General features: G+C 64.0%; 24 protein-coding genes. 13 read left to right on the plus strand and 11 right to left on the minus strand.

Going from position 1 to position 22,957, the window contains the following annotated elements:
* Positions 1–39: 39 nt before the first annotated feature.
* Both phnD and phnC read right to left on the minus strand, forming a co-directional pair.
* Positions 40–969, minus strand: a complete 930-nt coding sequence (phnD, locus tag P6U24_RS28500; protein ID WP_407155758.1) for a phosphonate ABC transporter substrate-binding protein — start codon at positions 967–969, stop codon at positions 40–42.
* Between the two features lie 81 nt (positions 970–1,050).
* Positions 1,051–1,860, minus strand: a complete 810-nt coding sequence (gene phnC / locus P6U24_RS28505) for a phosphonate ABC transporter ATP-binding protein (protein WP_407155759.1) — start codon at positions 1,858–1,860, stop codon at positions 1,051–1,053.
* A 173-nt stretch (positions 1,861–2,033) separates the two neighbouring features.
* Between phnC and P6U24_RS28510 the strand changes: the two genes are divergently transcribed.
* From P6U24_RS28510 to P6U24_RS28520, 3 genes are read left to right on the plus strand one after another with little or no spacing between them, the layout of a single operon-like run.
* Positions 2,034–2,696: a DapH/DapD/GlmU-related protein gene (locus P6U24_RS28510; protein ID WP_407155760.1), complete on the plus strand. Its 663-nt coding sequence runs from the start codon at positions 2,034–2,036 to the stop codon at positions 2,694–2,696.
* On the plus strand, positions 2,693–3,886 hold the full coding sequence (locus tag P6U24_RS28515) for an alpha-D-ribose 1-methylphosphonate 5-triphosphate diphosphatase (protein ID WP_407155761.1): 1,194 nt from the start codon (positions 2,693–2,695) through the stop codon (positions 3,884–3,886). The genes P6U24_RS28510 and P6U24_RS28515 overlap by 4 nt, the downstream gene beginning before the upstream one ends.
* A gap of 23 nt (positions 3,887–3,909) precedes the next feature.
* Entirely contained in the window at positions 3,910–4,608 is a 699-nt protein-coding gene (locus tag P6U24_RS28520; RefSeq protein WP_407155762.1) for a DUF1045 domain-containing protein, read from the plus strand.
* Here the strand turns inward: P6U24_RS28520 and P6U24_RS28525 are convergent, their stop codons facing one another.
* Complete coding sequence (locus tag P6U24_RS28525; protein ID WP_407155763.1) at positions 4,609–5,721, minus strand: mechanosensitive ion channel family protein; 1,113 nt, start codon at positions 5,719–5,721, stop codon at positions 4,609–4,611. It abuts the gene before it with no gap.
* 278 nt (positions 5,722–5,999) lie between these two features.
* Between P6U24_RS28525 and P6U24_RS28530 the strand changes: the two genes are divergently transcribed.
* The 3 genes from P6U24_RS28530 to P6U24_RS28540 all read left to right on the plus strand — a co-directional run bounded on the left by P6U24_RS28530 (position 6,000) and on the right by P6U24_RS28540 (position 8,489).
* Positions 6,000–6,554, plus strand: a complete 555-nt coding sequence (locus P6U24_RS28530) for a peroxiredoxin (protein WP_407155764.1) — start codon at positions 6,000–6,002, stop codon at positions 6,552–6,554.
* A 2-nt stretch (positions 6,555–6,556) separates the two neighbouring features.
* On the plus strand, positions 6,557–7,087 hold the full coding sequence (locus P6U24_RS28535; RefSeq protein WP_407155765.1) for a carboxymuconolactone decarboxylase family protein: 531 nt from the start codon (positions 6,557–6,559) through the stop codon (positions 7,085–7,087).
* Between the two features lie 397 nt (positions 7,088–7,484).
* The gene (locus tag P6U24_RS28540) at positions 7,485–8,489 is read left to right on the plus strand and encodes a hypothetical protein (protein ID WP_407155766.1); all 1,005 of its coding nucleotides are present in this window, start codon (positions 7,485–7,487) and stop codon (positions 8,487–8,489) included.
* 24 nt (positions 8,490–8,513) lie between these two features.
* On the opposite strand, the gene P6U24_RS28545 is transcribed toward P6U24_RS28540, so the two are convergent.
* The 5 genes from P6U24_RS28545 to P6U24_RS28565 form a co-directional block, all read right to left on the minus strand.
* Positions 8,514–9,374, minus strand: a complete 861-nt coding sequence (locus P6U24_RS28545; protein ID WP_407155767.1) for an SDR family oxidoreductase — start codon at positions 9,372–9,374, stop codon at positions 8,514–8,516.
* A 118-nt stretch (positions 9,375–9,492) separates the two neighbouring features.
* Positions 9,493–9,648, minus strand: a complete 156-nt coding sequence (locus P6U24_RS28550) for a hypothetical protein (protein ID WP_407155768.1) — start codon at positions 9,646–9,648, stop codon at positions 9,493–9,495.
* Positions 9,649–10,004: 356 nt separating this feature from the next.
* Positions 10,005–10,361 carry a hypothetical protein gene (locus P6U24_RS28555; RefSeq protein WP_407155769.1) on the minus strand — a complete coding sequence of 119 codons (357 nt, stop codon included), beginning with the start codon at positions 10,359–10,361 and terminating at the stop codon, positions 10,005–10,007.
* 190 nt (positions 10,362–10,551) lie between these two features.
* The gene (locus tag P6U24_RS28560) at positions 10,552–12,993 is read right to left on the minus strand and encodes a TonB-dependent receptor (protein ID WP_407155770.1); all 2,442 of its coding nucleotides are present in this window, start codon (positions 12,991–12,993) and stop codon (positions 10,552–10,554) included.
* A 145-nt stretch (positions 12,994–13,138) separates the two neighbouring features.
* Positions 13,139–14,476, minus strand: a complete 1,338-nt coding sequence (locus tag P6U24_RS28565) for a histidine kinase (RefSeq protein ID WP_407155771.1) — start codon at positions 14,474–14,476, stop codon at positions 13,139–13,141.
* Between the two features lie 142 nt (positions 14,477–14,618).
* Between P6U24_RS28565 and P6U24_RS28570 the strand changes: the two genes are divergently transcribed.
* Both P6U24_RS28570 and fghA read left to right on the plus strand, forming a co-directional pair.
* Positions 14,619–15,239, plus strand: coding sequence for a response regulator (locus tag P6U24_RS28570; RefSeq protein WP_407155772.1), 621 nt, complete (start codon positions 14,619–14,621; stop codon positions 15,237–15,239).
* Positions 15,240–15,282: 43 nt separating this feature from the next.
* Complete coding sequence (gene fghA / locus P6U24_RS28575) at positions 15,283–16,128, plus strand: S-formylglutathione hydrolase (protein ID WP_407155773.1); 846 nt, start codon at positions 15,283–15,285, stop codon at positions 16,126–16,128.
* 167 nt (positions 16,129–16,295) lie between these two features.
* On the opposite strand, the gene P6U24_RS28580 is transcribed toward fghA, so the two are convergent.
* Positions 16,296–16,775 (minus strand): DUF3280 domain-containing protein, encoded by a 480-nt coding sequence (locus P6U24_RS28580; protein ID WP_407160627.1) that lies wholly within the window; start codon positions 16,773–16,775, stop codon positions 16,296–16,298.
* Positions 16,776–16,934: 159 nt separating this feature from the next.
* Between P6U24_RS28580 and P6U24_RS28585 the strand changes: the two genes are divergently transcribed.
* The 5 genes from P6U24_RS28585 to P6U24_RS28605 are packed head-to-tail and all read left to right on the plus strand — an operon-like array spanning position 16,935 to position 21,388.
* On the plus strand, positions 16,935–18,116 hold the full coding sequence (locus tag P6U24_RS28585) for an ABC transporter substrate-binding protein (protein ID WP_407155774.1): 1,182 nt from the start codon (positions 16,935–16,937) through the stop codon (positions 18,114–18,116).
* Between the two features lie 29 nt (positions 18,117–18,145).
* Positions 18,146–19,129, plus strand: a complete 984-nt coding sequence (locus P6U24_RS28590; RefSeq protein ID WP_407155775.1) for a YVTN family beta-propeller repeat protein — start codon at positions 18,146–18,148, stop codon at positions 19,127–19,129.
* Positions 19,126–19,941 (plus strand): ABC transporter ATP-binding protein, encoded by an 816-nt coding sequence (locus tag P6U24_RS28595; RefSeq protein ID WP_407155776.1) that lies wholly within the window; start codon positions 19,126–19,128, stop codon positions 19,939–19,941. Before P6U24_RS28590 ends, P6U24_RS28595 begins: the two co-directional genes overlap by 4 nt.
* The gene (locus P6U24_RS28600; RefSeq protein ID WP_407155777.1) at positions 19,938–20,783 is read left to right on the plus strand and encodes an ABC transporter permease; all 846 of its coding nucleotides are present in this window, start codon (positions 19,938–19,940) and stop codon (positions 20,781–20,783) included. Before P6U24_RS28595 ends, P6U24_RS28600 begins: the two co-directional genes overlap by 4 nt.
* Positions 20,780–21,388 (plus strand): hypothetical protein, encoded by a 609-nt coding sequence (locus P6U24_RS28605; RefSeq protein WP_407155778.1) that lies wholly within the window; start codon positions 20,780–20,782, stop codon positions 21,386–21,388. The genes P6U24_RS28600 and P6U24_RS28605 overlap by 4 nt, the downstream gene beginning before the upstream one ends.
* 46 nt (positions 21,389–21,434) lie before the next feature.
* On the opposite strand, the gene P6U24_RS28610 is transcribed toward P6U24_RS28605, so the two are convergent.
* Both P6U24_RS28610 and P6U24_RS28615 read right to left on the minus strand, forming a co-directional pair.
* Entirely contained in the window at positions 21,435–21,992 is a 558-nt protein-coding gene (locus P6U24_RS28610) for a PQQ-dependent catabolism-associated CXXCW motif protein (RefSeq protein ID WP_407155779.1), read from the minus strand.
* Complete coding sequence (locus P6U24_RS28615) at positions 21,989–22,873, minus strand: substrate-binding domain-containing protein (RefSeq protein ID WP_407155780.1); 885 nt, start codon at positions 22,871–22,873, stop codon at positions 21,989–21,991. Before P6U24_RS28615 ends, P6U24_RS28610 begins: the two co-directional genes overlap by 4 nt.
* Between the last annotated feature and the right edge of the window lie 84 nt (positions 22,874–22,957).

The following is a 22,957-nucleotide window of genomic DNA, read 5'->3' on the forward strand; positions in this document are numbered from 1 at the left end:
CCGGGTCACGACGACCCGGCCCCTTCTGTTTGGGATGTCTTACGACGCCTTCTTGCGCAGACCGTCGACGAACTTGATCAGCTCGATGGTCTTGTTGAAGTCCTCATTGGTGGTCGGCTCCCACGGCTTGTTCTTGCCGTCAGAGAGCTTGTTGAACGTCTCAGGATCCTTGGTGGCAGCATCCAGAAACGCCTGCTTGATCGCCGCCTTCATGTCATCCGGAAGATCGCTGAGATAGGCAAAGGGCGAGTTGATGATGAGATCGGATTTCGCGATGATCCGGAAGTCGTCCTTCGTCAAGGTCTTGCCGTCGGCCGACTTCACCATGTTCTTGGTGACCATGCGGGCAAGGTTGGAATCGTCGTCCGTCTTCCACCAGTTGGCGGCGACGTCAACCGTGCCCTGCGCCAGTGCCAGCACGGCGTTCTCGTGACTGCCCGTGAACACGACCTTGGAGAAGTAGGTCTCGGGATCGATGCCCTTCTGGTTCAGGCTGAAGCGCGGCATGTTGTTGCCCGAGGTCGAATTCGGATCGACCAGGCCGAGATTCTTGCCCTTCAGGTCGTCGATCGACTTGTAGGGGCTGTCGGCCCGCACGTAGAACACCGAATAGTAGCCCTTCGAGCCGTCCGTATTCACATCGATCACGAAAGCATCGGTCTTCACGCCGGTAAGGCGCGCGCGTGCGAACGAGGCAGGCCCATAATAGCCGATGTGGATGTTGCCGGCACGCTGCCCCTCGATAACGGCAGCATAGTCGTTGGCGATCCGCAGGGTCACCTTTACCCCGAGTTCCTTGGACAGATAGTTGACGAACGGCGTATAGCGCTCGGTCACACCCGAGGCATTTTCCTCCGGATGAACGGCGAACGTGATCTCCGGATATTTGGCGCGCCAGTCGTCGGCGGATGCGGAGGAAACCAAGGCCAGCGAGGCCATGCCGGCCAGAACGAGACGACGATCAATCATATTGCACCTTTAAGATCAGGTTGGTGGTGACAAGTATCGGTAGGGTCCCCTTCGGACGCCTCGCTTCGAACGCGGAACACATCAGGCGGCGGCGACTTCGCCGAGCGCCGGGACCGTTGCAGGCAGGGGCATCGGCGCCCCGTCCATCACGTCGTTGGCTTCGAGGTCGTAGAGCTCACGCGCGACCTGCGCGGTCAGCGCCGCCGGCGCGCCATCGAACACGATCCGGCCAGTCGCCATGCCGATCAGCCGGTCGCAATAGCTACGAGCCAGATCGAGCGAATGCAGGTTGCAGATCACGGTGATGCCGAAATGCTTGTTGATGCGCAGCAGCGCATCCATCACGATCTTGGTGTTGCGCGGATCGAGCGAGGCGATCGGCTCGTCGGCGAGAATGATGTCAGGCTCCTGCACCAGCGCCCGCGCGATTGCAACGCGCTGCTGCTGCCCGCCCGACAACTGATCCGCGCGCTGCGCCGCCAGTGCGGCGATGTCGAATTGCTCGAGCGCCGACATCGCGACCGCGATATCCTGAGCCGGCCAGAGCTGGGCCAGCGACCGCCAGGACGGCACCTCGGCAAGCCTCCCCATCAACACGTTGGTCAGCACATCAAGCCGTCCGACCAGATTGAACTGCTGGAAGATCATCGCCGAGCGGGCGCGCCAGCGGCGCAGCTCGCGGCCATGCAGCGCGGTGACCTCGACATCATTGAACTTGATGCGGCCCGCCGTAACGGGGGACAGGCGATTGATCGAACGGAGAAGCGTGGACTTGCCGGCGCCGGAGCGGCCGATCACGCCCACGAAACTGCCCGGCGCAACGGAGAATGACGCGTTATCGATGGCGGCTTTCGCACCAAACCGGCACGTCAAACCTTCAACTACCAGCATTCACTGCTCCACAGGCTTAGCCCCTGCGCCACCGCTAGCGCCGGGATTCAACAGCTGTGTGACAGCCCCGCCGCGGTCTGGAATGGTCCACACCGTCATCAATGCGTCATGTTGCTGTCATCAACGATGCACAAGCAGAGGACGACATCAGCAGCAGACGGACAAAGCTCGATATGGCCGGCAAGTCGCTTTCGACGGAACCCTTGATCGATCCCAGCGCGAACGTTCGAGGCGCGACGCTCGGCGCCTATTGCGAGGTCGGCGCGCGCACGATCCTGCTCGACGTAACGATGGGAGACTATTCCTACGTGGTCAATGATTCCCAGATCACCTACACGACGATCGGGAAGTTCTGCTCGATCGCGGCGATGACGCGGATCAATCCGGGCAATCATCCGATGCATCGCGCGACGCAGTCGCACTTCGTCTATCGCGCCAGCGCTTATTTTCCAGGCGAGCCGGACGAGGCCGAGTTCTTCGCCTGGCGCAAACAGCATCACGTCACGATCGGCCACGATGTCTGGATCGGGCACGGCGCGATCATACTGCCGGGCCGCTCGATCGGCACCGGCGCCGTCATTGCGGCCGGTGCCGTCGTTTCCAAGGACGTGCCGGACTACACGATCGTTGGCGGCAATCCGGCGCGGCCGATCAGGCAGCGTTTCCCAGAAGATGTGGCCGAGCGGCTGATCCAACTCGCCTGGTGGGACTGGGATCACGAGGCGCTGCGCGTCGCGCTGCCCGATTTCCGGCAGCTGGAGATCGGTGATTTCCTGGACAAGTATGAGGCCGCTCTCGACGCCGGGCAGCCGGTGCGGCAAAGTGCCGAGCCATGAAGGGACTTTTTGTCGCAGGCGGCCGGGCGTTGCTCGGCCATGAATTCGTCGAGACTCCGCTGTCGGTCATGGACGGCCAGCTCGTCGAGATCGGCGCCATCAACCGAAACCTCGCATCCTCGCTCGATGCGAGCGACCTGCTCGCACTGCCCGGAATCGTCGACATCCATGGCGATGCCTTCGAACGGCAGATGATGCCGCGCCCCGGCGTGGATTTTCCGCTCGATGTCGCGCTGATCGACAGCGATCGCCAGGTGATCAGCAACGGCATCACCACTGTCTTTCACGCCACGACCTGGTCATGGGAGCCGGGCCTGCGCAGCGGGGACAACGCGCGCGGCCTGCTCGAGGCCATCGAGGGCCTGCGGCCGCGGCTGGCAGCCGATACCCGCTTCCACCTGCGGCACGAGACCTACAATCTCGATGCCGAAGATGAGATCGCTGCGTGGCTGGCCGCGCGACGTGTCGACCTGTTCGCCTTCAACGATCATATGGACGCGACTGTCGCCAGCCTGGAGAAGCCGCACAAGCGCCAGCGCATGGTCGATCGCACGGGATTATCGGGCGAGGACTTTGATCGTCTGGTCGAGCGTGTTACTTCACGCGCCGACGAGGTGCCAGCATCGATCGCGCGGCTGGCGGCGACGGCGCGCAAGGCCGGTGTTCGCATGCTGTCGCATGACGACGACACGCCCGAGATGCGCAAGGCCTTCCGCAGCCAAGGCGTCGCGATAGCGGAGTTTCCAGTCAATGAGGAGACTGCGCGCGAGGCGGCCGTCGGCGGCGATGCCATCGTGTTCGGTGCGCCGAATGTCGTTCGCGGCGGCAGCCATACCGGGTGGACCCGCGCCAGCGACATGATCGCGAAAGGCCTCTGCTCGGTGCTGGCCTCCGACTATTACTATCCGGCCCCCCTGCTCGCCGCCTTCCGCCTCGCGGCGGACGGCATCGTGCCGCTGTCGCGGGCCTGGGATCTGATTTCGGCCGCGCCCGCGCAGGCTGCCGGCCTGTCCGATCGCGGCGCGCTCGCCGAAGGCCGGCGCGCCGATATCATCCTGGTCGACGATCGGCTGCCAATGCGTCCTCGCATCGTCGCCGTCATCGCTGCCGGCCGCCTCGTCCATCTGACCGAGCCGAGCCGCCTCGCGGCTGCCTCCGCAGCGCGTCGCGAAGCAGTTGCGGCGGAATGATCGGACGTGACGGTTGGATGTCCATGACAAGCTTGCCGCGCTACGCCATCTACTATGCGCCCGCCGAGGGAAGCGCGCTCGATCGCTTCGGCACGCATTTGCTGGGCTATGACGCCTGGGCCGGCAAAGACATCGCGTTCGCCAAAGGTGCTGTCGATGCGGTCTCGGATTGGCCCGAACTGACGGAGGATGCGCGGAAATACGGCTTTCATGCCACGCTCAAGGCGCCCTTCTATCTCGCGGATGATCGCAGCGAAGATCAATTGCGCCAGACATGCGCAGCCTTCGCCGTCACGGCGCGAGCGCTGCCGCAGATCAGGCCGGTGGTCGATGCGATCAGCGGCTTCATCGCCGTCATTCCGGGCGATCCATCGCCCGAGTTGCAACAGCTTGCAGCCGACTGCGTGCAGGCCTTCGAGCCGTTCCGGGCGCCGCTGAGCGCTGACGACCGTGCGCGCCGCAAGCCGGAGCGAATGACGCCGCGGCAGCTCGAGTATCTCGATCGCTGGGGCTACCCCTATGTCATGGAGGAGTTTCGCTTCCACATGACGCTCACCTGCCGACTCGACGCGGAGCGGCGCGTCTCGATCCTCGCCATGCTACGCGAACGGTTCGCCGTGCTCGGGCTCGAGCGGCTTGCGATCGACCGCATCGCACTGTTCAAGCAGGACGATGCAAGCGCTCGCTTTCGCATCATCCAGTCCTGGGCGCTCGCGTATTAGCTAGTTCGGCGCACGCGCGAACTGCGCCGGCCGCGGTACGTCATAGAGCGCCAGCGGCGGCGAAATATCGGCACGGTCCCGCGGCAGCGCATCGGGCATCTCACGCTGCAGATAGGCGATCAGCTTCTCGCGGATCTCGCAGCGCAGATCCCAGGATTGCGGCGCATTGCGCGCGCTGACCAGCGCGCGCAATTCCATGGTCCGGGTGTTGGTGTCGACGACCTGAAGATTGACCACCGCACCGTCCCATAGCTTGGATTCACGCGCGGCTTCCTCCAGGCGCTTACGGATCCGAGCGACATCGGCGGAGTAGTCGACGTGAAGGATCACCGAGCCGATCAGCGAGGCGGCATCGCGCGTCCAGTTCTGGAACGGGCGCTCGATGAAATAAGACAACGGCACGACCATCCTGCGCCAGTCCCATAGCCGGATCACGACATAGGTCGAAGCGATATCCTCGACCCACCCCCATTCGTTCTCGATGATGACGGCATCCTCGATCCGGATCGGCTGGGTAACCGCGATCTGCACACCGGCGATCAGGTTGCTCAGCAACGGGCGCGCGGCGAGACCGACGATCACGCCGGCGGCACCGGCCGAAGCGAACAGGCTGACGCCGTATTGCCGGACCGAATCGAACGTCATCAAGGCCGTCGAGATCGCCACGATGATGATCAGCGTATCGACCACGCGCTTGAACACGCTGACCTGGGTGACATGCTTTCGGGCCAGGAAGTTTTCGGCGATATCGACCCGAAACCGCTGCAGATAGCGGCCGGCGACGAGGTCAACGGCGCGGATCGAGATCCAGCCGATCAACGCGATCGTCGCGACCGCGAACAGGTGTGTGAGCGTACCGCGCAGTTCGCCATCGAGCGGTGCCAGAGGCAACACCAGCGCGACGGCAATCAGGCAAAGCGCAAGCCGCGCGGGTCCGGCCGTTCGCTGCAGGATCGGCAGCGCCAGCGAGTTCTGCGGGCGGATGGCGCGCCGGACCACCGCGCGCGCCAGCTTGTGCACCAGGAGCGCACAGAGGATCGCAAACGCGATCAGCCCAAGCCCGACGAGCCAATCGGGCACAAGGCCAAATATCCGCACCAACAGCGCTTGCATCGGCTGCTCCCTCGCCATTTCCGAAGAGCATCCAACTCTCGAGCCCTTGGCATCGGCCGTTCCGCAATCGCAGCGCAGCATTCTGAAGATGCATGGCAGCGCTGATTGGGAACTGAACCGGATCTCTAAAGGCATTGCGCCATCCAAGGCCCGCAATTCTCGGCGCGTTCGAGCGGTTCACTGGACTGGCAAAGTGGCGCGAGGATCGGCCGCCGTTCGTCTTGCAATGCACAATGAGGCTCGCTATTGCAGCGCAGTAATTTGCTTGGAGTGCTCTAATGCTCGGAATCGGAAATCAACTGCCATCGTTCGAAATTGTCGGCGTCAAGCCGGGCTTTCATGCCCAGGAGGAGAAAGGCGAGAGCGCCTTCGAAACGCTGACCGAGAAGAGCTTCCCCGGCAAGTGGAAGATCATCTTCTTCTACCCGAAGGATTTCACCTTCGTCTGCCCGACCGAGATCGCCGAGTTTGCACGCCTCGCCAACGACTTCGCCGACCGTGACGCGGTCGTCCTTGGGGGTTCGACCGACAACGAGTTCTGCAAGCTTGCCTGGCGCCGCGAGCACAAGGATCTGCACAAACTGCCGATCTGGCAGTTCGCCGACACCAAGGGCGCGCTCGTCGACGGCCTCGGCGTCCGCTCGCCTGATGGGGTTGCCTACCGCTACACCTTCATCGTCGATCCCGACAACACCATCCAGCACGTCTATGCGACGAACCTCAACGTCGGCCGCGCCCCGAAGGACACGCTGCGCGTGCTCGACGCGCTGCAGACCGACGAGCTCTGCCCCTGCAACCGCGAGGTCGGCGGCGAGACGCTGAAGGTCGCCTGATCATGTCGATCGAGGTGCTGAAGGACCGGATTCCGGATTTCGCCAAGGATGTCAGGTTGAACCTGACGTCAATGGCGTCCGACGACACGCTGGCGCCGCAGGCCAAATACGGCCTGTTCGTCGCCTGCGCGATCGCGACCCGCAATTCGACCGTGGTGACGGCGCTCGAGGCGGTCGCCGCGGAGCATCTGTCGCCGGCCGCGATGGCCGCGGCGAAGTCCGCAGCCGCCATCATGGCGATGAACAACGTGTATTACCGGTTCGTGCATCTGGCTTCGAACAAGGACTACGCCACGATGCCGGCCCGCCTACGTATGAACGTCATCGCCAATCCGGGTGTCGACAAGGCGGATTTCGAGCTGTGGTCGCTGGCAATCTCCGCCATCAATGGTTGCGGCACCTGCATCGATGCACATGAAAAGGCGCTGAAGGAGGCTGGCGTCACCGCCCCGGCAATTCAGACCGCCGTGCGCTTTGCCGCGATCATTGAATCAGTTGCGGTTGCGATCGAGGCAGCCGGCTTCTCTCTGTAACGGCGGAATAGCTGCCACGATCAAAAGCCAGCGGCGGTCACCGCCGCCGCGGCGCTGCAAGATATCACTCGTCACACAGGCTGGACGGCAGGCGGTAAAATCGCTACGAGCCGTTCCGGCCCGGCCGATTGCGCGCGGACGCGGCGCCAAGTCCGTCGGAAAATGATCACACAATCGCCGCGCTCGCTTACCGTTCCCGCCAAAAACTTCCATAAAGCTATCGGCTTCGGGGACGTCCGCAGGTTGTAGCGGCGTTTTCGGTCGCAGGCCCGCATCCGCACCAGGCCGAACCGTCGAAATCCGCGCGCAGACTGGCGGCGCATGAACGGGACTGGCGCCTCTCGGACAGGAGGACTGCGACACTATCCGGATCCGTCAGCCGACAGGAGGCGAGAAAATGAGTTCCCTGGCCCACGACGCAGCAAGCGAGAGCATCTCCGCCTCGGCACCGGCGCTCTTTGATCACGAGCCGGAGGAGATTCGCCGTCTACATGACAAGGTCGCGGCGGCGGCGGAAGTGCTGATCAGGGATTCCCACGCATCCGTCAAGGAAGACACCCTGCCCGAGCCGCATGTCGATAACAGTGCATTCGAACTTGTCACGACCACCCGCGGCGCGTTCGAGAACGAGATGCCTGCAAATCGCCGGTGGCGCCTCGCCCTTCCTCCGGCGCTGATACCGCCCCTCCCCGAGGATGACGACGATTCGGTCGGGCTTCTGGCGATGGCCAAGCTCGGCTTCGCCGTCGGGCTCGCCGCAGGCGTCGCCTATGTGGTGACGAATATGGTGCAGCTGCCGGGCAGCCCGATGGCCCGCGACACGACCGCTGTGCTCAGCCAGCTCGCGCAGATCAGCACGGCCCAGGCCGGCGTGCAGAAGAACGATGTCGCACCAGGACCCGCGACTGCGATTTTGGCAGCCGCACAGGGCAACATCGAGAACGTCGCACAGACCAGTATCGAGCACGTCACAGCACCGGCGGCTCCGGCCATCGCTGAAGAGCCAGCGACGCCGGTCGAGCCCGCGCGACCGCCGGCTGCGACGGCTGCTTCGCATGCGGCAGCCGACGTGACGCCGCCGCCCGCGCCGCCCAGCCCGCCGTCGCACGTGACCCCCTCGCTCCCACGCGACGAGGTGGCGGCCTTGATGAAGCGCGGCAGGGACCTGCTCGCGGTGGGAGACATTGCAAGCGCCCGCCTGATCCTGGCCCGATTGGCCGAGCATGGCGAAGCGGACGCCTCGCTATTGCTCGCGGGGACGTTCGATCCGGTGCAACTCGCTCGTCTCCATGTGCTCGGCGTCGCGCCGGATCTCGACAAGGCTCGCCAGTGGTATGCGAAAGCGGCCGAGCAACGCTCGTCCGCGGCTGGCCGGCAACTGCAGCAAGCGGCGTCCGAATAAGGCGCTGATCGCGAAGCACGCGGCTCAGATGAACGGTTTGCCGCCGGTGACCGCGACCGTGGTTCCGGACGTGTAGCTCGACAGCGGATCGGCCAGCATGACGTAGGCGCTCGCAAGCTCGGCAGGCTGGCCGGGGCGTTTCATCGGCACCTGCTGGCCGAACGTCTTGACCCTGTCCTCAGACATGGTCGAAGGGATCAACGGCGTCCAGATCGGTCCCGGCGCCACCGCATTGGCGCGGATGCCCTTTTCCGCCAGCAACTGAGCGAGGCCGGCCGTGAAGTTCTGGATCGCCCCCTTCGTCGTGGCATAGGCCAGCAGGCTCGGATTCGGCATGTCGGAATTGACGGAGGCGGTATTCACGATCGCGCTGCCCGGTTTCATGTGCGGCACCGCCGCCTTGGTCAGGTAGAACATCGCATGGATGTTGGTGCGGAAGGTCTTCTCCCATTCCTCGTCAGAGATGTCGCCGATGTCAGCGAAAGTCGCCTGATGGGCGGCGTTGTTGACCAGGATGTCGATGCCGCCGAGCTCGTCCACTGCGCGCTGAACGATTGAGCGGCAATGGGCCGCATCCTGCAGATCGCCGGGGACCAGCACGGCCTTGCGTCCCTCTTTCTCGATCAGCTCCTTGACCTCCTTGGCATCGTCATGCTCGTTTAAATAGGCGATCAGGACGTCGGCGCCCTCCCGCGCGTAGGCAATCGCGACGGCGCGGCCGATGCCGCTGTCGCCGCCGGTGATGACGGCCTTCTTGCCCTGCAGCCGTCCCGATCCCTTGTAGCTGGTCTCGCCATGGTCCGGCCGCGGCTGCATCCGCGCCGTCGTTCCCGGCATGGACTGCTGTTGCGGCGGAAAAGGCGGCTGAGGATAGGATTGCGGCATCGTGAATCTCCTGTCGATCTCCTTCGCTTCAATCGACTGGACTTATCGATGTTCCTGGACAGTTTTCAGCTTGGGTCGCCCGCTCCAACCGCAACGCGGGCAACGCATCCGGCGCTTGTCAGTGGGTCTTGGTCTCTCCCCACTTCTCGAGATCCTTGGCGGATTCGGAGCGCTGATCCTTCTCCGGCTTCTCATTCCACGGCTTGTTGGTCTGCTTCATCGAACCCCAGTCAGTCTGTTGCCGGGGGTCGTCCTTTGGTGTTTCCTTGCTCATGACATGTCCTTTCTCGCCGATCTAAAATGTTCACTTGATTGCTGCGCGAGGTGGGATCGAGCAAGACGCCGCTAAGGGCTCGTAGCTCTCTCACGTCAGGCGCACGGCCTTCCTCTCCGGGGCTGGAGGGGAAAGGATAGGTCGTGCGGGCCACATCTCAATGCATGACCCAGCGGGGCAATTTCTGACATCGGACGAAGTTCCTTCCGATATCAGACGAAGTTCCCAAGGCTGCAGTGCCAGGCATTCGAGATGCACTGTCGCCAAACCGCAACGAGAGGGCCGTGCCGCGTGCGAGGAAAAGATCGTCCCCAAGCGCACGCGGGCTGCTCGTCGCCGACAAGATCGGTCGCGGCTTAGCTCAGATTGCCCGGCATGAAGCAGCGGATCGAGGTCCCGAGCGTGCCCTTGATCGGCCATACCATTGTCCGCCCGGCCCGATTGGGCTCGGTGATCACGGCGTCGTCGGGCACGACAATCCATTCGCCGTCGAGCCGAACGCGGTAGTGGCTGCCTTGCAGCTCCCAATCGGGGTCCGCAATGGCGATGCCGTCGGCGTCCGAGCAGCACGGCCCTCGCCCGCTTCTTAAGCTGTCAAACCAGGATTTCAGCGGAGAGTTGGCGTAGCGGCCATCATCGCGCGCCATCGCCCATTGCAGCGGTACTCCCATGAGGGAGGCTGCAAAACCCAAAGCGATCAAGCTCTTGCTCATTTGATCACCGCAGAGCGGTTGCGCTCCCGGGGATACGGGCCACGCCAACCGCACCAATCGTCCTCAAATGCGTCGATGTGACGATGGTTCCAACTGGAACACGCGCCTTCCACCTCGGTGAGACGACACAAGATCGTGTAGGACGGCACTCCGTCGCGGGGCGAGCCGCCCGCGGCGCGCATTGGCGTGGTTAGAACGTCACCTTGACGCCCGCATAGAAGGCGCGCGGCCGCGCCGGGCTGACCGAGCGGGCATCGGTGAAGGTGGTGCCGTTCGACAGGTTGGGAATGGCGCCGATATCGAAAAACGCCCCATGGGTCGCGTAGCGATTGTCGAACAGATTGTCGACGCGGCCGTAGACCTGAACGTTCTTGTCGACCTGATAAGACGCGTGCGCGTTGAAAACGGTGTAGGATGGCAGCTTGGCTTCCACATTGGCGCCGTCGCCCGCGAAATACTGGCTGCTGACAAACAGCGCATCGCCACCGACCTTGAAGGCATCGGTAATGGAATAATCGAATCCCGCCTTGATCCGGTGGCGCGGCACGGAGGGGATCACGTTACCCGGCAATATCTGGATGATCCCACCATTGGCCTCGGCGGTGGGGCTGTTGGAGCCCACCTGAAAAGCGTCGAGGAAGCGCGCATCGACCAATGCATAGCTGGAATAGACCTGAAGCGCGGCCGATCTCAGCTTTGCTTCGGCCTCGATGCCTTGCCGGCGCGTCGAACCGACATTCTGGAAATAGCCGAAGCCCTGCAGCACCGGGCTCGGGATGGCCATGATGTCGTCGCTGTTGGTGGCGCGGAAGCCGCCGATCTTCCACTCCAGCGTGCCGATGTTCAGCTCCTTCGAGCCACGCAGGCCGGCCTCGACCGTGCGTGACACCACCTGCTTCAGTGGCGGATCTGCGACCAGGAACGTCGAAATGATACAGGGGCGCGCCGGGTCGGCGCAGCCGAGTTCGAGCGGCGTCGGTGCACGATTGGCCTCCGTGTACCCAGCATAGGCCGACAACTCCGGCGTGATCTTGTAGGTGGCACCGATGGTCGGATTGAAGCGGTCATAGCTGTGATCGCCGTTGAGCGCGGTGCCGAGCTGATCCTGCAGCGAGATCCGCGCATCGTTGAAGCGCCCGCCCGCGGTGATCGAGAACGCGCGCGTGACGTCGAAGGTGTCGAGCACATAGAGCCCGGTGTACTGGCTGGTCGTGCGCAGCGAGACCGGCGCGATGCCGACGGGGGTGCCGGAGGGGCCAATGAATCCGGACGGGCCGAGGAAGATGCCGCTGCCTGACACGACGAAGTCGGATCCGATCGTACCGAGCTCGGCGCTGGCATTGAAATGCGTCACGCTGGCGTCGAAGGTCCCTCCGACCACGAAGCGATTGTCGTGACCAAACAGCTGGTCGGTGTTAGTCGCCTGCAGCGACGTGCCGGCCGTGGTCGAACGCGTCGATGTGCGGTCGAGCTCGCCGAGCGTTGTGCCTGTCGGGAACGGGTTTGACAGTTGCACGCCGTTCAGGCCGTTGGCTGGCGTCGTGCCGTTGCCAAAGCACAGCAATCCGCCGTTGGGATCGTCGCAGGGCTGCGTGCCGGTCGGATTGCCGTCGACCATGTTCTGATTGAACACGCGCACATGCGCGGTGCCGTCCAGCGTCCAGCTCGGCGTCACCTCGGCCTTGCCGGTCAGGTTGAGATAGCCGACCTGGTTGGTCAAGGTCTGCGGCGTGGTGTAGGTTGCGCCCCAATATTGCTGCAGCAGCTCGACCGGCACCGTGGCCGTGGCGCCGAAGCGATTGTCGGCCAGCCCCATGTTGAGATGGAATTCGTTGCCGTCATTGCGGTAGCCGACGTCACCATAGAACCGGCGGACATTGGCGGGCGAGAAATTGCGGAAGCCGTCGTCATGCAGCCCTTCAAGGGCGCCATAGACGGCAAAATTGCTGTCGATCTGTTTGCCCCATTGCGCCGAGCTCTGGATGCGGCCGTAGCTGCCCGCCATCGTGTTGATCTCGGCACCGTGGTAGGTGAAGCCGTCCTTCATCTGCACGTTGACGGCGCCGCCAAGCGCATTCAGCCCGAAGGCCGGATTGTTGACGATGGAGACCGAAGCGATCGCTGCGGTCGGAATCAGGTCCCAGTTGACCGTGTCGCCGAACGCCTCGTTGACGCGCACGCCGTTCTGATAGACGGCAAGCCCCTGCGGCGTCCCTTCGACCGGCGAGGCGACGAAGCCGCGATATTCGATATCGGGCTGAAATGGATTGCCGGTGACCTCGCTGAGGTTGATCCCGGGGACGCTCTGCTGCAGTGCCTCGCCGACATTGAACGAGCCGGTGCGCGCGATCTGTCTGCTGTCCACCACGGAGGTCCCCATCGGCACCTTCTCGGCCTCCACCTTGGCGCTCGGCACCGGCGTGGTTGCGACGAGCGCCCGCGGCCGGGGGCGCGCACGGACCACCCGCACCGGGGCGCTGGCGGTGCGTGCCCGCTTGGCGCTCTCTCGCGGCGCCGTGACCTCCACCGGCGGCAGCTCCTGCACCTCGGTTCCGGCGTCCTGAGCGAGGCTGCGTTCCGCAGGAACGAGCAAAGCAATCGACAAAGAAATCGCCCAGCGACGAACGCGCATTCCCATTCCCCACCAATCCCGCTCGACCTGTTGTGAATCCGGCCGGTCGGTGCAGCAATCTTAGAATGGTGATTGCAGAACGCGCCATCTGCAAAACGTCCCGTCCGGGTCGGGAAAAATTCCCGGTCCAGAACGTAGCATTGCATCAGCCTGCATCGGCAGGCACCATGGCCTCGACCGTCACGCCGGCGCCAACGGAGGCGATATCAAGCGTGCCACCGAGTGCACTCAGCCGCTCGCGCATGCCGAGCAGCCCAAAGCCGAGCTTGTGATCGTCGCCAAGTCCCCGCCCATTATCGCGCACCTGCACCATCGTGTAGGCGCGGCCGCCGCGCTGCCCCGCAGGCGCGATCGTCACATTCACCCTGCTGGCATCGGCATGGCGGAACACATTGGTCAGCGCCTCCTGCACGACCCGGTAGATGGTCAGATCGGCGCTCTCGCCGGTCACGCCAAGCGAAGGAGAGATATCGGTCGCGATCGCGACGTCGGGACGGGATTCGCGCCACAGCCGCACCAGCGCCCCGAGCGCCTCGCGCAGGCCGAGCTCGGCCAGACCGACCGGTCGCAACCGTTCCAGAATACGACGATTGAACTGCTGGACGGCATTGACCTGATCGAGGATCGCCTGGCCGTGCCGCCGCATCGCGCCGACATCGACGGCACCGGAATCGGGCAGCCGCATCAAGGCGCTGGCATGCGCACGCAGCGCAAACAGATGCGGACCGAATTCGTCATGCAGCTCACGCGCGATCTCCTTGCGCTCCTGGTCCTGCAACGACACGGTACGCTCAGCGAGGCGGCGCTTGTCTTCGACCGCCGCGCCAAGCGTGGCCGCGAGATGGTTGAGCTTGTGGCACAGCGCGGCGAGCTCGGGCGCGCCGCCGGGCGTTACCCGCGCGTCGTAGGCGCCGTCCTCGATCGCGCTCATTACCTGCGAAAGCTGTTGCAGCGGCGCGAGCGCGCTGCTGACAACGCGCGTCGTGAACAGGAACAGCACGACCGCAATCACCGGCCCGATCACGAGCTGGGTCGTGATGCCGTCCCAGATTTCCGCGATCTCGTCGTCCGGATGCGCGGTGATCACCAGCGCATCCGGTCGGCCGGCGACCATCAAGGGCACGCTGACGGACATCTGCTCCGGATGCACCAGCGACACGAACCAGGCCGGCGCACGGCTCTCCCCGCCCGGCTCCACGCCTTGCGATGGTAGCGCACTCTGCCTGAAGACGCTGACGTGGCGCAGCCGGCTGAGATCGGCGACAATCCTGTTCAGCTGCGCATCCGGATCGGGCGACTCATTCAACCCGGTCACGATCGTGTCGACGAAGGCGCGCGCCAGCCGTATCACGCTCTGGTCCTCGGCCTGCACGCGCGGGCCCGCTTCCAACGCAAGGCGCGCGATGTTGATGGCAAGCCCGAGCGTCAGCACCAATGCCAGCAGCACGTTGATGCGGGTCTGCAAAGACAGTTCCTGCCACATTGTCCTTCGTCCTAGTATGCGGCTCGCCAGCGTTGACAGATAAATCAGCCGGCGATCTAATCGAACCATGTCGCAACAATGCGCGCGATGCATCTTTGATGCGCCGCAACAATAGAAGGCGACACCCCGGGGAATTTAGATCATGCGCGTGCTGATCGTCGACGACCATCCTATTGTCGCGTCAGGCTGCCGCGCGGTGCTGTCAGGCGAGTCCGACGTTGCGCCGCTGGAGGCGGCTGACGCCGAAAGCGGCGAGCGGGTGTTCACGGCCGAACAGCCTGACGTCTGCGTCATCGACATCAATCTGCCTACGGTGTCCGGGTTCGAGCTCGCGCGCCGCATCCTGGCGCGTCAGCCGGCCGCGCGCATCATCATGTTCAGCATGAATGACGATCCTGTGTTCGCCGCCCGTGCGATCGAGGTTGGCGCCAAAGGCTATGTGTCGAAGAGCGGCGACCCCAACGATCTGGTCGAGGCGATTTTGCAGGTCGGACGCGGCGATACCTATCTGCCACCTGCGATCGCGCGTCGCATCGCCTTTGCCGGGCCGGCTGCGGCGCAAAGTCCCCTGGCGAAGCTGACATCGCGCGAGCTGGAGATCGTACGCCTGCTCAGCGCCGGCAAGAGCCTGTCCGAGATCGCCTGGCTGGTCCAGTCATCATACAAGACGGTTGCCAACACCTCGTCGATCATCCGTCAGAAGCTCGGCGTGCGTACCTCCGGCGAACTGGTCCGGCTCGCCATCGCGCATGGCGTCGCATAACCCCGCCACGGCCTGATACCGTGGTGAAACAGGATAAAACAACATGACGCTCACGACCGTTTCGCAGAACCGATCCCATGGCGGCGTGCAAGGCGTCTATCGGCACGCCAGCCACGAGACCGGCACCGACATGACATTCTCTGTCTATGTGCCGCCGCACGAGGCCGGTACCAAGCTGCCCGTGGTCTGGTACTTGTCGGGCCTCACCTGCACTCATGCCAATGTGACCGAGAAGGGCGAGTTTCGCGCTGCCTGCGCCGAGCTCGGTTTGGTGTTCGTTGCGCCTGACACCAGCCCGCGCGGCGAGGGCGTGCCCGGCGATGCCAATGGCGCGTATGATTTCGGCCTTGGCGCCGGCTTCTATGTCGATGCGACGCAGGAGCCTTTTGCGCGTAACTACCGCATGTGGAGCTATGTGACCGAGGAGCTGCCGAGCGTGGTCGCCGCCAACTTCCCGGTCGACCCGCGGAGACAGTCGGTGATGGGCCATTCCATGGGCGGTCACGGCGCGCTGACGGTGGCGCTGCGCAATCCCGATCGCTATCGCGCCGCCAGTGCATTCTCGCCGATTGTCGCGCCCTCGCAGGTCCCCTGGGGCATCAAGGCGCTCGGTGGCTATCTCGGCAGCAACAAGGACGACTGGCGCAAGCACGACGCGGTGGCGCTGATCGAAGACGGCGCAAAATTCTCAGACCTCCTGGTCGACTGTGGCGATGCCGATCAGTTCCTCGCCGAGCAGCTGCGGCCCGAGCTGCTGCAGGCCGCCTGCACCAAGGCCAACATCCCGCTGCTGCTGCGCCGGCAGGAGGGCTATGATCACAGCTACTATTTCATCTCCACCTTCATGTGCGATCATCTGCGCTGGCACGCGGCGCGGCTGAACGATTGAAGGTAGATGTCATTCCAATTGAAGCGGTGCGTGCATCAACAGAAAAGCTGTCATCACCCGCGAAGGCGGGTGATCCAGTATCCAGAGGAAGTTGTGATTGATCAGAGACCGCGGCGTACTGGATGCCCCGCCTATGCAGAGCATGACGTCGTGATGTCTGCTACAGTCTACTGTGCCTGGGGCGAGCCGTAGCTCGGTGCCAGCACCCGATTGCGGATCAGCCAGTTCATCGTGCGCGTCCAGGACTCGTCGGTGTTGCCACGCATATCCGCGCTCATGACCGTGATCAGCTTTCCGCTGTGCACGTCGCGCAGGTAAATGTTCATGTTAATGATGAGGTTGGAGATCTTCTGCACCACGCCGGTGATGGCGATATCCGACCCAAGCTCTTCGGCCAGCTTCACGTCGCAGCCGCCGCAGGCCTGCAGATTGCTGTTGTGCGCTGCATCAGCAATCGGCCTGATATCGAGCACCTGGAACCTGCCTGAGTTGGCCAGCGCTTCGCGCAATTGCTGCGTGGCGCGCGTCAGGCGCGCCTGCTCGTCCTTGCGCAGGCCTTCGAGCTCGCCTTGCAGGCTGCTGTCGAGCAGCTCGAAGTCGAACACCGCGACCCTCGGCTGGTCGGCGCGCACCGGCGTCGCCACCATCAACATCGAAGTAACGAAAGCGACGCGCAGTTTCACGGACGTGATCCGAAATGAGACGGGAGCTGCTAAAGTGGGGTTGCAAGCTAGGCTAATTCGGTCATCTTTCAAGCCGAAATGCCTCCTGCGCCGGAACAGGCGCGGAGGACACAGGGAGGAAGCATGATCCGATGGTTGATCGGCGCGATCAGCCTTGCCGTTCTCGCCACACCTGCCGTGGCTTCGGAGCCGGTCGAGGTCGCGATCGGCTATCTTGGCCGCGCCGGCGTTTCGCAAACCTTGTCGCCCGTCGAGCAGCCTGCCCCGGATGACGGGCTCGCCGGCGCGCGACTTGCGATCGAGGACAACAACACCACCGGCAAGTTCCTCAACCAGCACTTCAACTTGGTGGAGCATCGCCTCAAGGAGGGCGAGGACGTCGTTGCCGCGGCGAACGAGCTCGCCAGCAAGACCGGATTCATCCTGGCCGACCTCCCCGCCGATGCGCTGGTCAAGGCCGCCGATGCGTTGCGCGGCCGCGACGCGATCCTGCTCAATATAGGCGCAACCGACGACCGGCTGCGCGAGCAGGATTGCCGCGCCGACGTGGTCCACATCGCACCGACCCGCTCCATGCTCGCCGACGGCCTTGCGCAATATCTGGTCTGGAAGCAGTGGAAGCGCTGGCTGCTGGTGACCGGCTCGCATGACAATGACAAGCTCTATGCCGATGCGCTGCGCCGCGCCGCCGCACGCTTCGGCGCCAAGATCGTCGAGGAGCGCACGTTCGAGGATACCGGCGGCGCCCGTCGCACCGATTCCGGCGTCACCCTGATCCAGCGCCAGATGCCTGTGTTCACACAAAAAGCACCGGCCTATGACGTGCTGGTCGCAGCCGACGAAAGCGAGGTGTTCGCGTCCTACCTGCCCTATCGTACCTGGGATCCGCGCCCGGTCGCGGGCTCCGCCGGCCTCAAGCCGACGAGCTGGGATCCCGCGCAAGATCAATGGGGTGCGACGCAATTGCAGAACCGGTTCATCAAGCTGGCGTCGCGGCATATGAGCGCGCTCGACATGCAGGCCTGGACGGCCGTGCGGATGATCGGCGAGGCTGCCTCGCGCACCAATTCCGGCGACGCCAAGACGTTGCTCGGCTTCATCAAGGGCCCGAGCTTCTCGATCGCAGCATTCAAGGGCACCCGGCTGACGCTGCGCGACTGGAATCTGCAGCTTCGCCAGCCGATCCTGCTGTCGGACGGCCGCATGATCGTATCGGTATCGCCGCAGGAGGGGTTTTTGCACCAGGTCTCCGAGCTCGACACGCTCGGCGTCGACCGTCCTGAAACCAAATGCAAGCTGCAGTGAGCCGTGGGTCCGAGATGCGGAATGGCAAGATGATGCGAACAATTTCGTTGCGATTGGCTGCGCCTTGCGCCGCGCTCTGGCTCGCGACCGCATCGCCCTCCTGGGCCTTCATCGCCTATGTCTCCAATGAGAAGGGCAACACGGTCACGGTGATCGATACTGACAGCTGGACTGTGACCAAGACCATCAAGGTCGGGCAGAGGCCGCGCGGCATCGAGTTCAGCCGCGACGGCAAGTTCGTGATGGTCGCCGTCGGCGACGACGACACTATCCAGGTGATCGATACCGCCAAGCAGGAGGTGGTGGACACCCTGCCCTCCGGCCCCGATCCGGAGCTGTTTGCCCTGGATGCCCCCGGCAAGACGCTCTATGTCGCCAACGAGAACGACAACACCGTCACGATCATCGATCTCGAAAAGCGGGCCCGCGTCGGTGACGTCCAGGTCGGCGTCGAGCCCGAGGGCATGACGGTCAGCCCCGACGGCAAGATCCTGATCTGCACGTCGGAAACCACCAACATGGCGCATTTCATCGACACCGCCACGCGCCAGATCGTCGCCAACGTGCTGGTCGATGCGCGGCCGCGCTTTGCCGAGTTCAAGCGCGATCAGTCCGAGCTCTGGGTGTCCTCCGAGATCGGCGGCACGGTCTCGATCATCGATCCGGCCAAGCGCGAGGTTACCGGCAAGGTCAGTTTCGCCATTCCCGGCCTGCGCAACGAGGCGATCCAGCCGGTCGGCATCGGCATGACCAAGGATGGCAAGACGGCGTTCGTCGCACTCGGCCCCGCCAACCGGATCGCCGTGGTCGACGGGACTAGCCATCAGGTGAAGAAATATCTCCTGGTCGGCCAGCGCGTCTGGCACATGGCCTTCACGCCCGACGAGAAATATCTGCTGGTGACGAACGGGGTCTCCAATGATGTCTCTGTCATCGACGTCGCCGCGCAGAAGGTGATCAAGACCATCCAGGTCGGCGAGCTGCCCTGGGGCATCACGATTGCACAGCCATGACGATGCCAGGCGCCACCATCATCACGCAGGATGATGTCGCCGCGCAGCGCGAGCCCGGTGGCGTGCCGGCACTCGCGATCGACCGCATCAGCCATTCCTACGGTGCGCGGCGGGCGCTCGATAATGTCTCCTTCGATGTCCAGCCCGCCAGCTTCACCGCATTGCTCGGCCTCAACGGCGCCGGGAAAAGCACGCTGTTTTCCTTGATCACCCGGCTGTTCGGGGTGCAGACCGGCCGTATCGGCATTTTCGGCCATGACATCGGCCGCGCGCCGGGCGAAGCGCTGCGGCTGCTTGGCGTCGTCTTCCAGCCGCGCACACTGGATCTCGACCTGTCGCTGACCCAGAACCTGCTCTACCACGCCGCGCTCCATGGCATTGCAAGGCGCGAGGCGCGCCTGCGCAGCGACGAGTTGCTGACACGGATCGGGCTCGCGGACCGCGCCGGCCACAAGGTGCGCGATCTCTCCGGCGGCCAGATGCGACGACTGGAGATTGCGCGTGCGCTGCTGCATCGGCCGCGCCTGCTGCTGCTCGACGAAGCCACCGTCGGGCTCGACGTCAAGGCGCGGGCCGACATCGTGGGTCATGTCCGGCAGCTCGTTACCGAGCAGGGCATCGGCGTGCTCTGGGCGACCCATCTGTTCGACGAGATCACGCCGACCGACGATCTCGTGGTGCTGCATCAGGGCCGCGTGCTGGCGAAGGGGCCGGCAACGCGCGTGATCAGCGAAACCGGCGCCTCTGACGTCAATGCCGCCTTCGCGCGGCTGACGACGCAGGATCGTACGGCGCGGAGTTCAGAGCCATGAGCGTCACCGCCATCGCTCCGGCGCGAACGGGCTTCTCGGCGGGGCAATATCTCACCTGCCTGACCGGCATCGTCTGGCGCGAGGGGCTGCGCTTCCTGCATCAGCGCGAACGCTTCGTCTCGGCGCTGGTGCGGCCGCTGGTCTGGCTGTTCATCTTTGCGGCCGGCTTCCGTCAGGTGCTCGGCATCTCGATCATCCCGCCTTACGAGACCTATATCCCCTACGAGGTCTATATCGCGCCGGGCCTGATGGCGATGATCCAGCTCTTCAACGGCATGCAGTCCTCGCTGTCGATGGTCTATGATCGCGAGATGGGCAACATGCGCACTCTGCTGGTGAGCCCGCTGCCGCGCTGGTACCTGCTGTTCTGCAAACTTCTCGCAGGCACAGCCGTCTCGGTGCTGCAGGTCTACGCATTCCTCGCGGTTGCCTGGTTCTGGGACATCACGCCGCCACCATCAGGCTATCTCACCGTGCTGCCGGCACTGGTGCTGTCGGGCCTTATGCTCGGCGCGCTCGGCATGCTGATCTCATCCGGGATCAAACAGCTGGAGAATTTCGCCGGGGTCATGAACTTCGTGATCTTTCCAATGTTCTTTGCGTCCTCGGCACTCTATCCCCTGTGGCGCGTCGAGGAAGGCAGCCCGTGGCTCGCCATGGTCTGCGAGGCCAATCCGTTCACCCATGCGGTCGAGCTGGTCCGCTTCGCGCTCTACGGCAAGATGAACTGGATCTCGCTCACGGTGGTTGGCGGTTGCACCATCGCCTTCATGGTCGGTGCGATCCTGGCTTACGATCCCTCGCGCGGCTTCGTTCGCCGCGGCCCCGGAGGCGAGACATGATGCGTGCGATCATCATTGCGTTGTTTTCTGCGCTATCGACAAGCGCCTGCCTGGCCGCCGATCCGCGCTATCCGGATTGGCCTTGCGCACAAGCCAAGGTCCCGGAGATCTCTGTGGCGGCAGTCTGGTCGGGGCCCCCGCTCGATGACGTCGCCGGCAAATGGAAGGACGACGCCAAGGTCTCCGCGCTCGTCGCCAAGCTCGCCGCGCGCCGTACCCCGCTCGAGGAGGCGCAGAAGGACATCGCCGATTTCCTCACCGGCTCGGCAGAGGAAAAGATCACGAAAGGCAAGCTGCTGTTTTCAGGTCTGTTCGATACGCTCAATGCGCAGCGAACCTCGGTCATGAACGGATTGGAGCGGGTGATGCGCAAGCAGCGCGATGCGGTTGAGAAGATCAAGGCCGACACCATCGCGCTGCAGGAGATGCAGAGCGGAGCCTCGCCCGATCAGACCAAGGTCGACGAGCTCGCGAACCAGCTCAATTGGGAAACCCGTATCTTCGAAGACCGCCGCCGTGTGGTGAAGTTCGTCTGCGAGGTGCCGACCACGATCGACCAGCGCCTGTTCGCGCTGGGCCGCGAGATCCAGCAGGACATCGAGTAGCGGCTCCATGGGTGCCGACCTCGCACACGGCGGCCCGGCAAAGCGCTCACTCTTCCGGCCGCGGCTCAGGCTTCGTCTCCTCGAGCGGCAGGTCTGCGAAACTCCAGCCGTCGGTGCCTTCCGGATACCACGCGACCTCGGTGTAGCCGTAGGACAGCGCGCGTTTGGCCGCATTCCACGACATCCAGCAATCGGCGAGGCAGTAGAACACCAACAAGCGCGAATGGTCGCCACCGGAGGCGCGCGCCAAGCCGCGTTTCAGATAGTCTTCGGTGGCTGGGGCCAGCACGCCGTAACCGGCGTCGGGCAGCCAGATGCTGCCGGGAATGTCCTGCCGCGGCTGGTCACGCCACACCGTGCCTTCGGGAAGATTCTTCGGCTTCGGTGGGCGCGGCAGCACGTCGATAAAGGCGCCCGACTTGGCGCGCCAGATCACCGCCGCCTCCTCGGTCGAAAGCACGCGCGCGCCTGCCAGCGTCGCCGGCACAGGACTGCGATAATTCTCGGTGCGATAGCCGCCTGGCTCCGCGACGCCGCTTTGCGCGCGCGCGACAGCCGTCAGCAGCAAGGCTGCCAGCGCGACGGGGCTGCACCCGCCGCTCATGGCGACTTGGTCGCGGCCTCGGCGGTGATCAGATGATCGCTCTCGTCCAGCAGCGGCACGCCGTAATCGAGCAGGATCTTGTTGATCTCGCCTTGGCTCTCCTGGATCAGCCGGTTGAGCTGCCGCTTCCAGTTCTGATCGGCGGTGCGGACGCCCATGCCGATCCGATAGATCAGTTTCGGCCCGGTGGTTTCCTTGAGCAGCGGCGTGACGTGCAGGGCCGGCGATGCCTTCTTGGCGTAGTAACCGGCCATCGGTCCCCACAGCACGCCGGCATCGATCGCTCCGGACTCGAGGTCGTCGATCATGGCCTGCGACGAGGAATCGACGCGGGTATCGATCATCAGCGGATACGGCTTCGCAGTCGCCATCAGCCCGGCCGCCGCCATGTTGGTTGCCGGTGGCGTACCCGCGACGATGCCGATACGCCGGCCCTTCAGGCGCGGATCCTCCAAGGTCGCGACATCGGAGAGATCGGAGCCCGGCTTGGTGATGATCGTGTAGGTCGTGCGGTAATAGGGGTTGGTGCCCTGCACGAGGTCATCGCCCTGCGGATAGCCCATGATGACGTCGCAGCGATGCGATCCCAGCGTCACGCGCACGAAGCCCTGCGCCTGCGGGAAATACATGTAGTCGAGCTTCTTCTGCAGCTTGGCAGCAAACAGCTCGGCAATCTTGTTCTCAAAACCTTCGCCCTTCTCGTTGGAGAACGGCAGGTTGCGGGGGTCGGCACAGACGCGGAGGACCTTTGGATCGACCAGTTCGATCGAGAGGTCGGCACCGTCACCGCTCGCTTGCGCAAATGCGGCAGGTGCCGCAGCCAGCGTCAGACACCCAGCAAGGCCGAGCAGAAGGCTGCGGCCAAGATTGCCATTCGTCATCATCGTTTCCATCCCGCTCACGCATGTCGCGTTATTTTTCAAAATGCTATGCTGCCGCATCCGCGCGTGCAAGGGCGCTAGAGC

It is taken from the genome of Bradyrhizobium sp. STM 3557, from assembly GCF_045571465.1.
Lineage (GTDB): Bacteria > Pseudomonadota > Alphaproteobacteria > Rhizobiales > Xanthobacteraceae > Bradyrhizobium.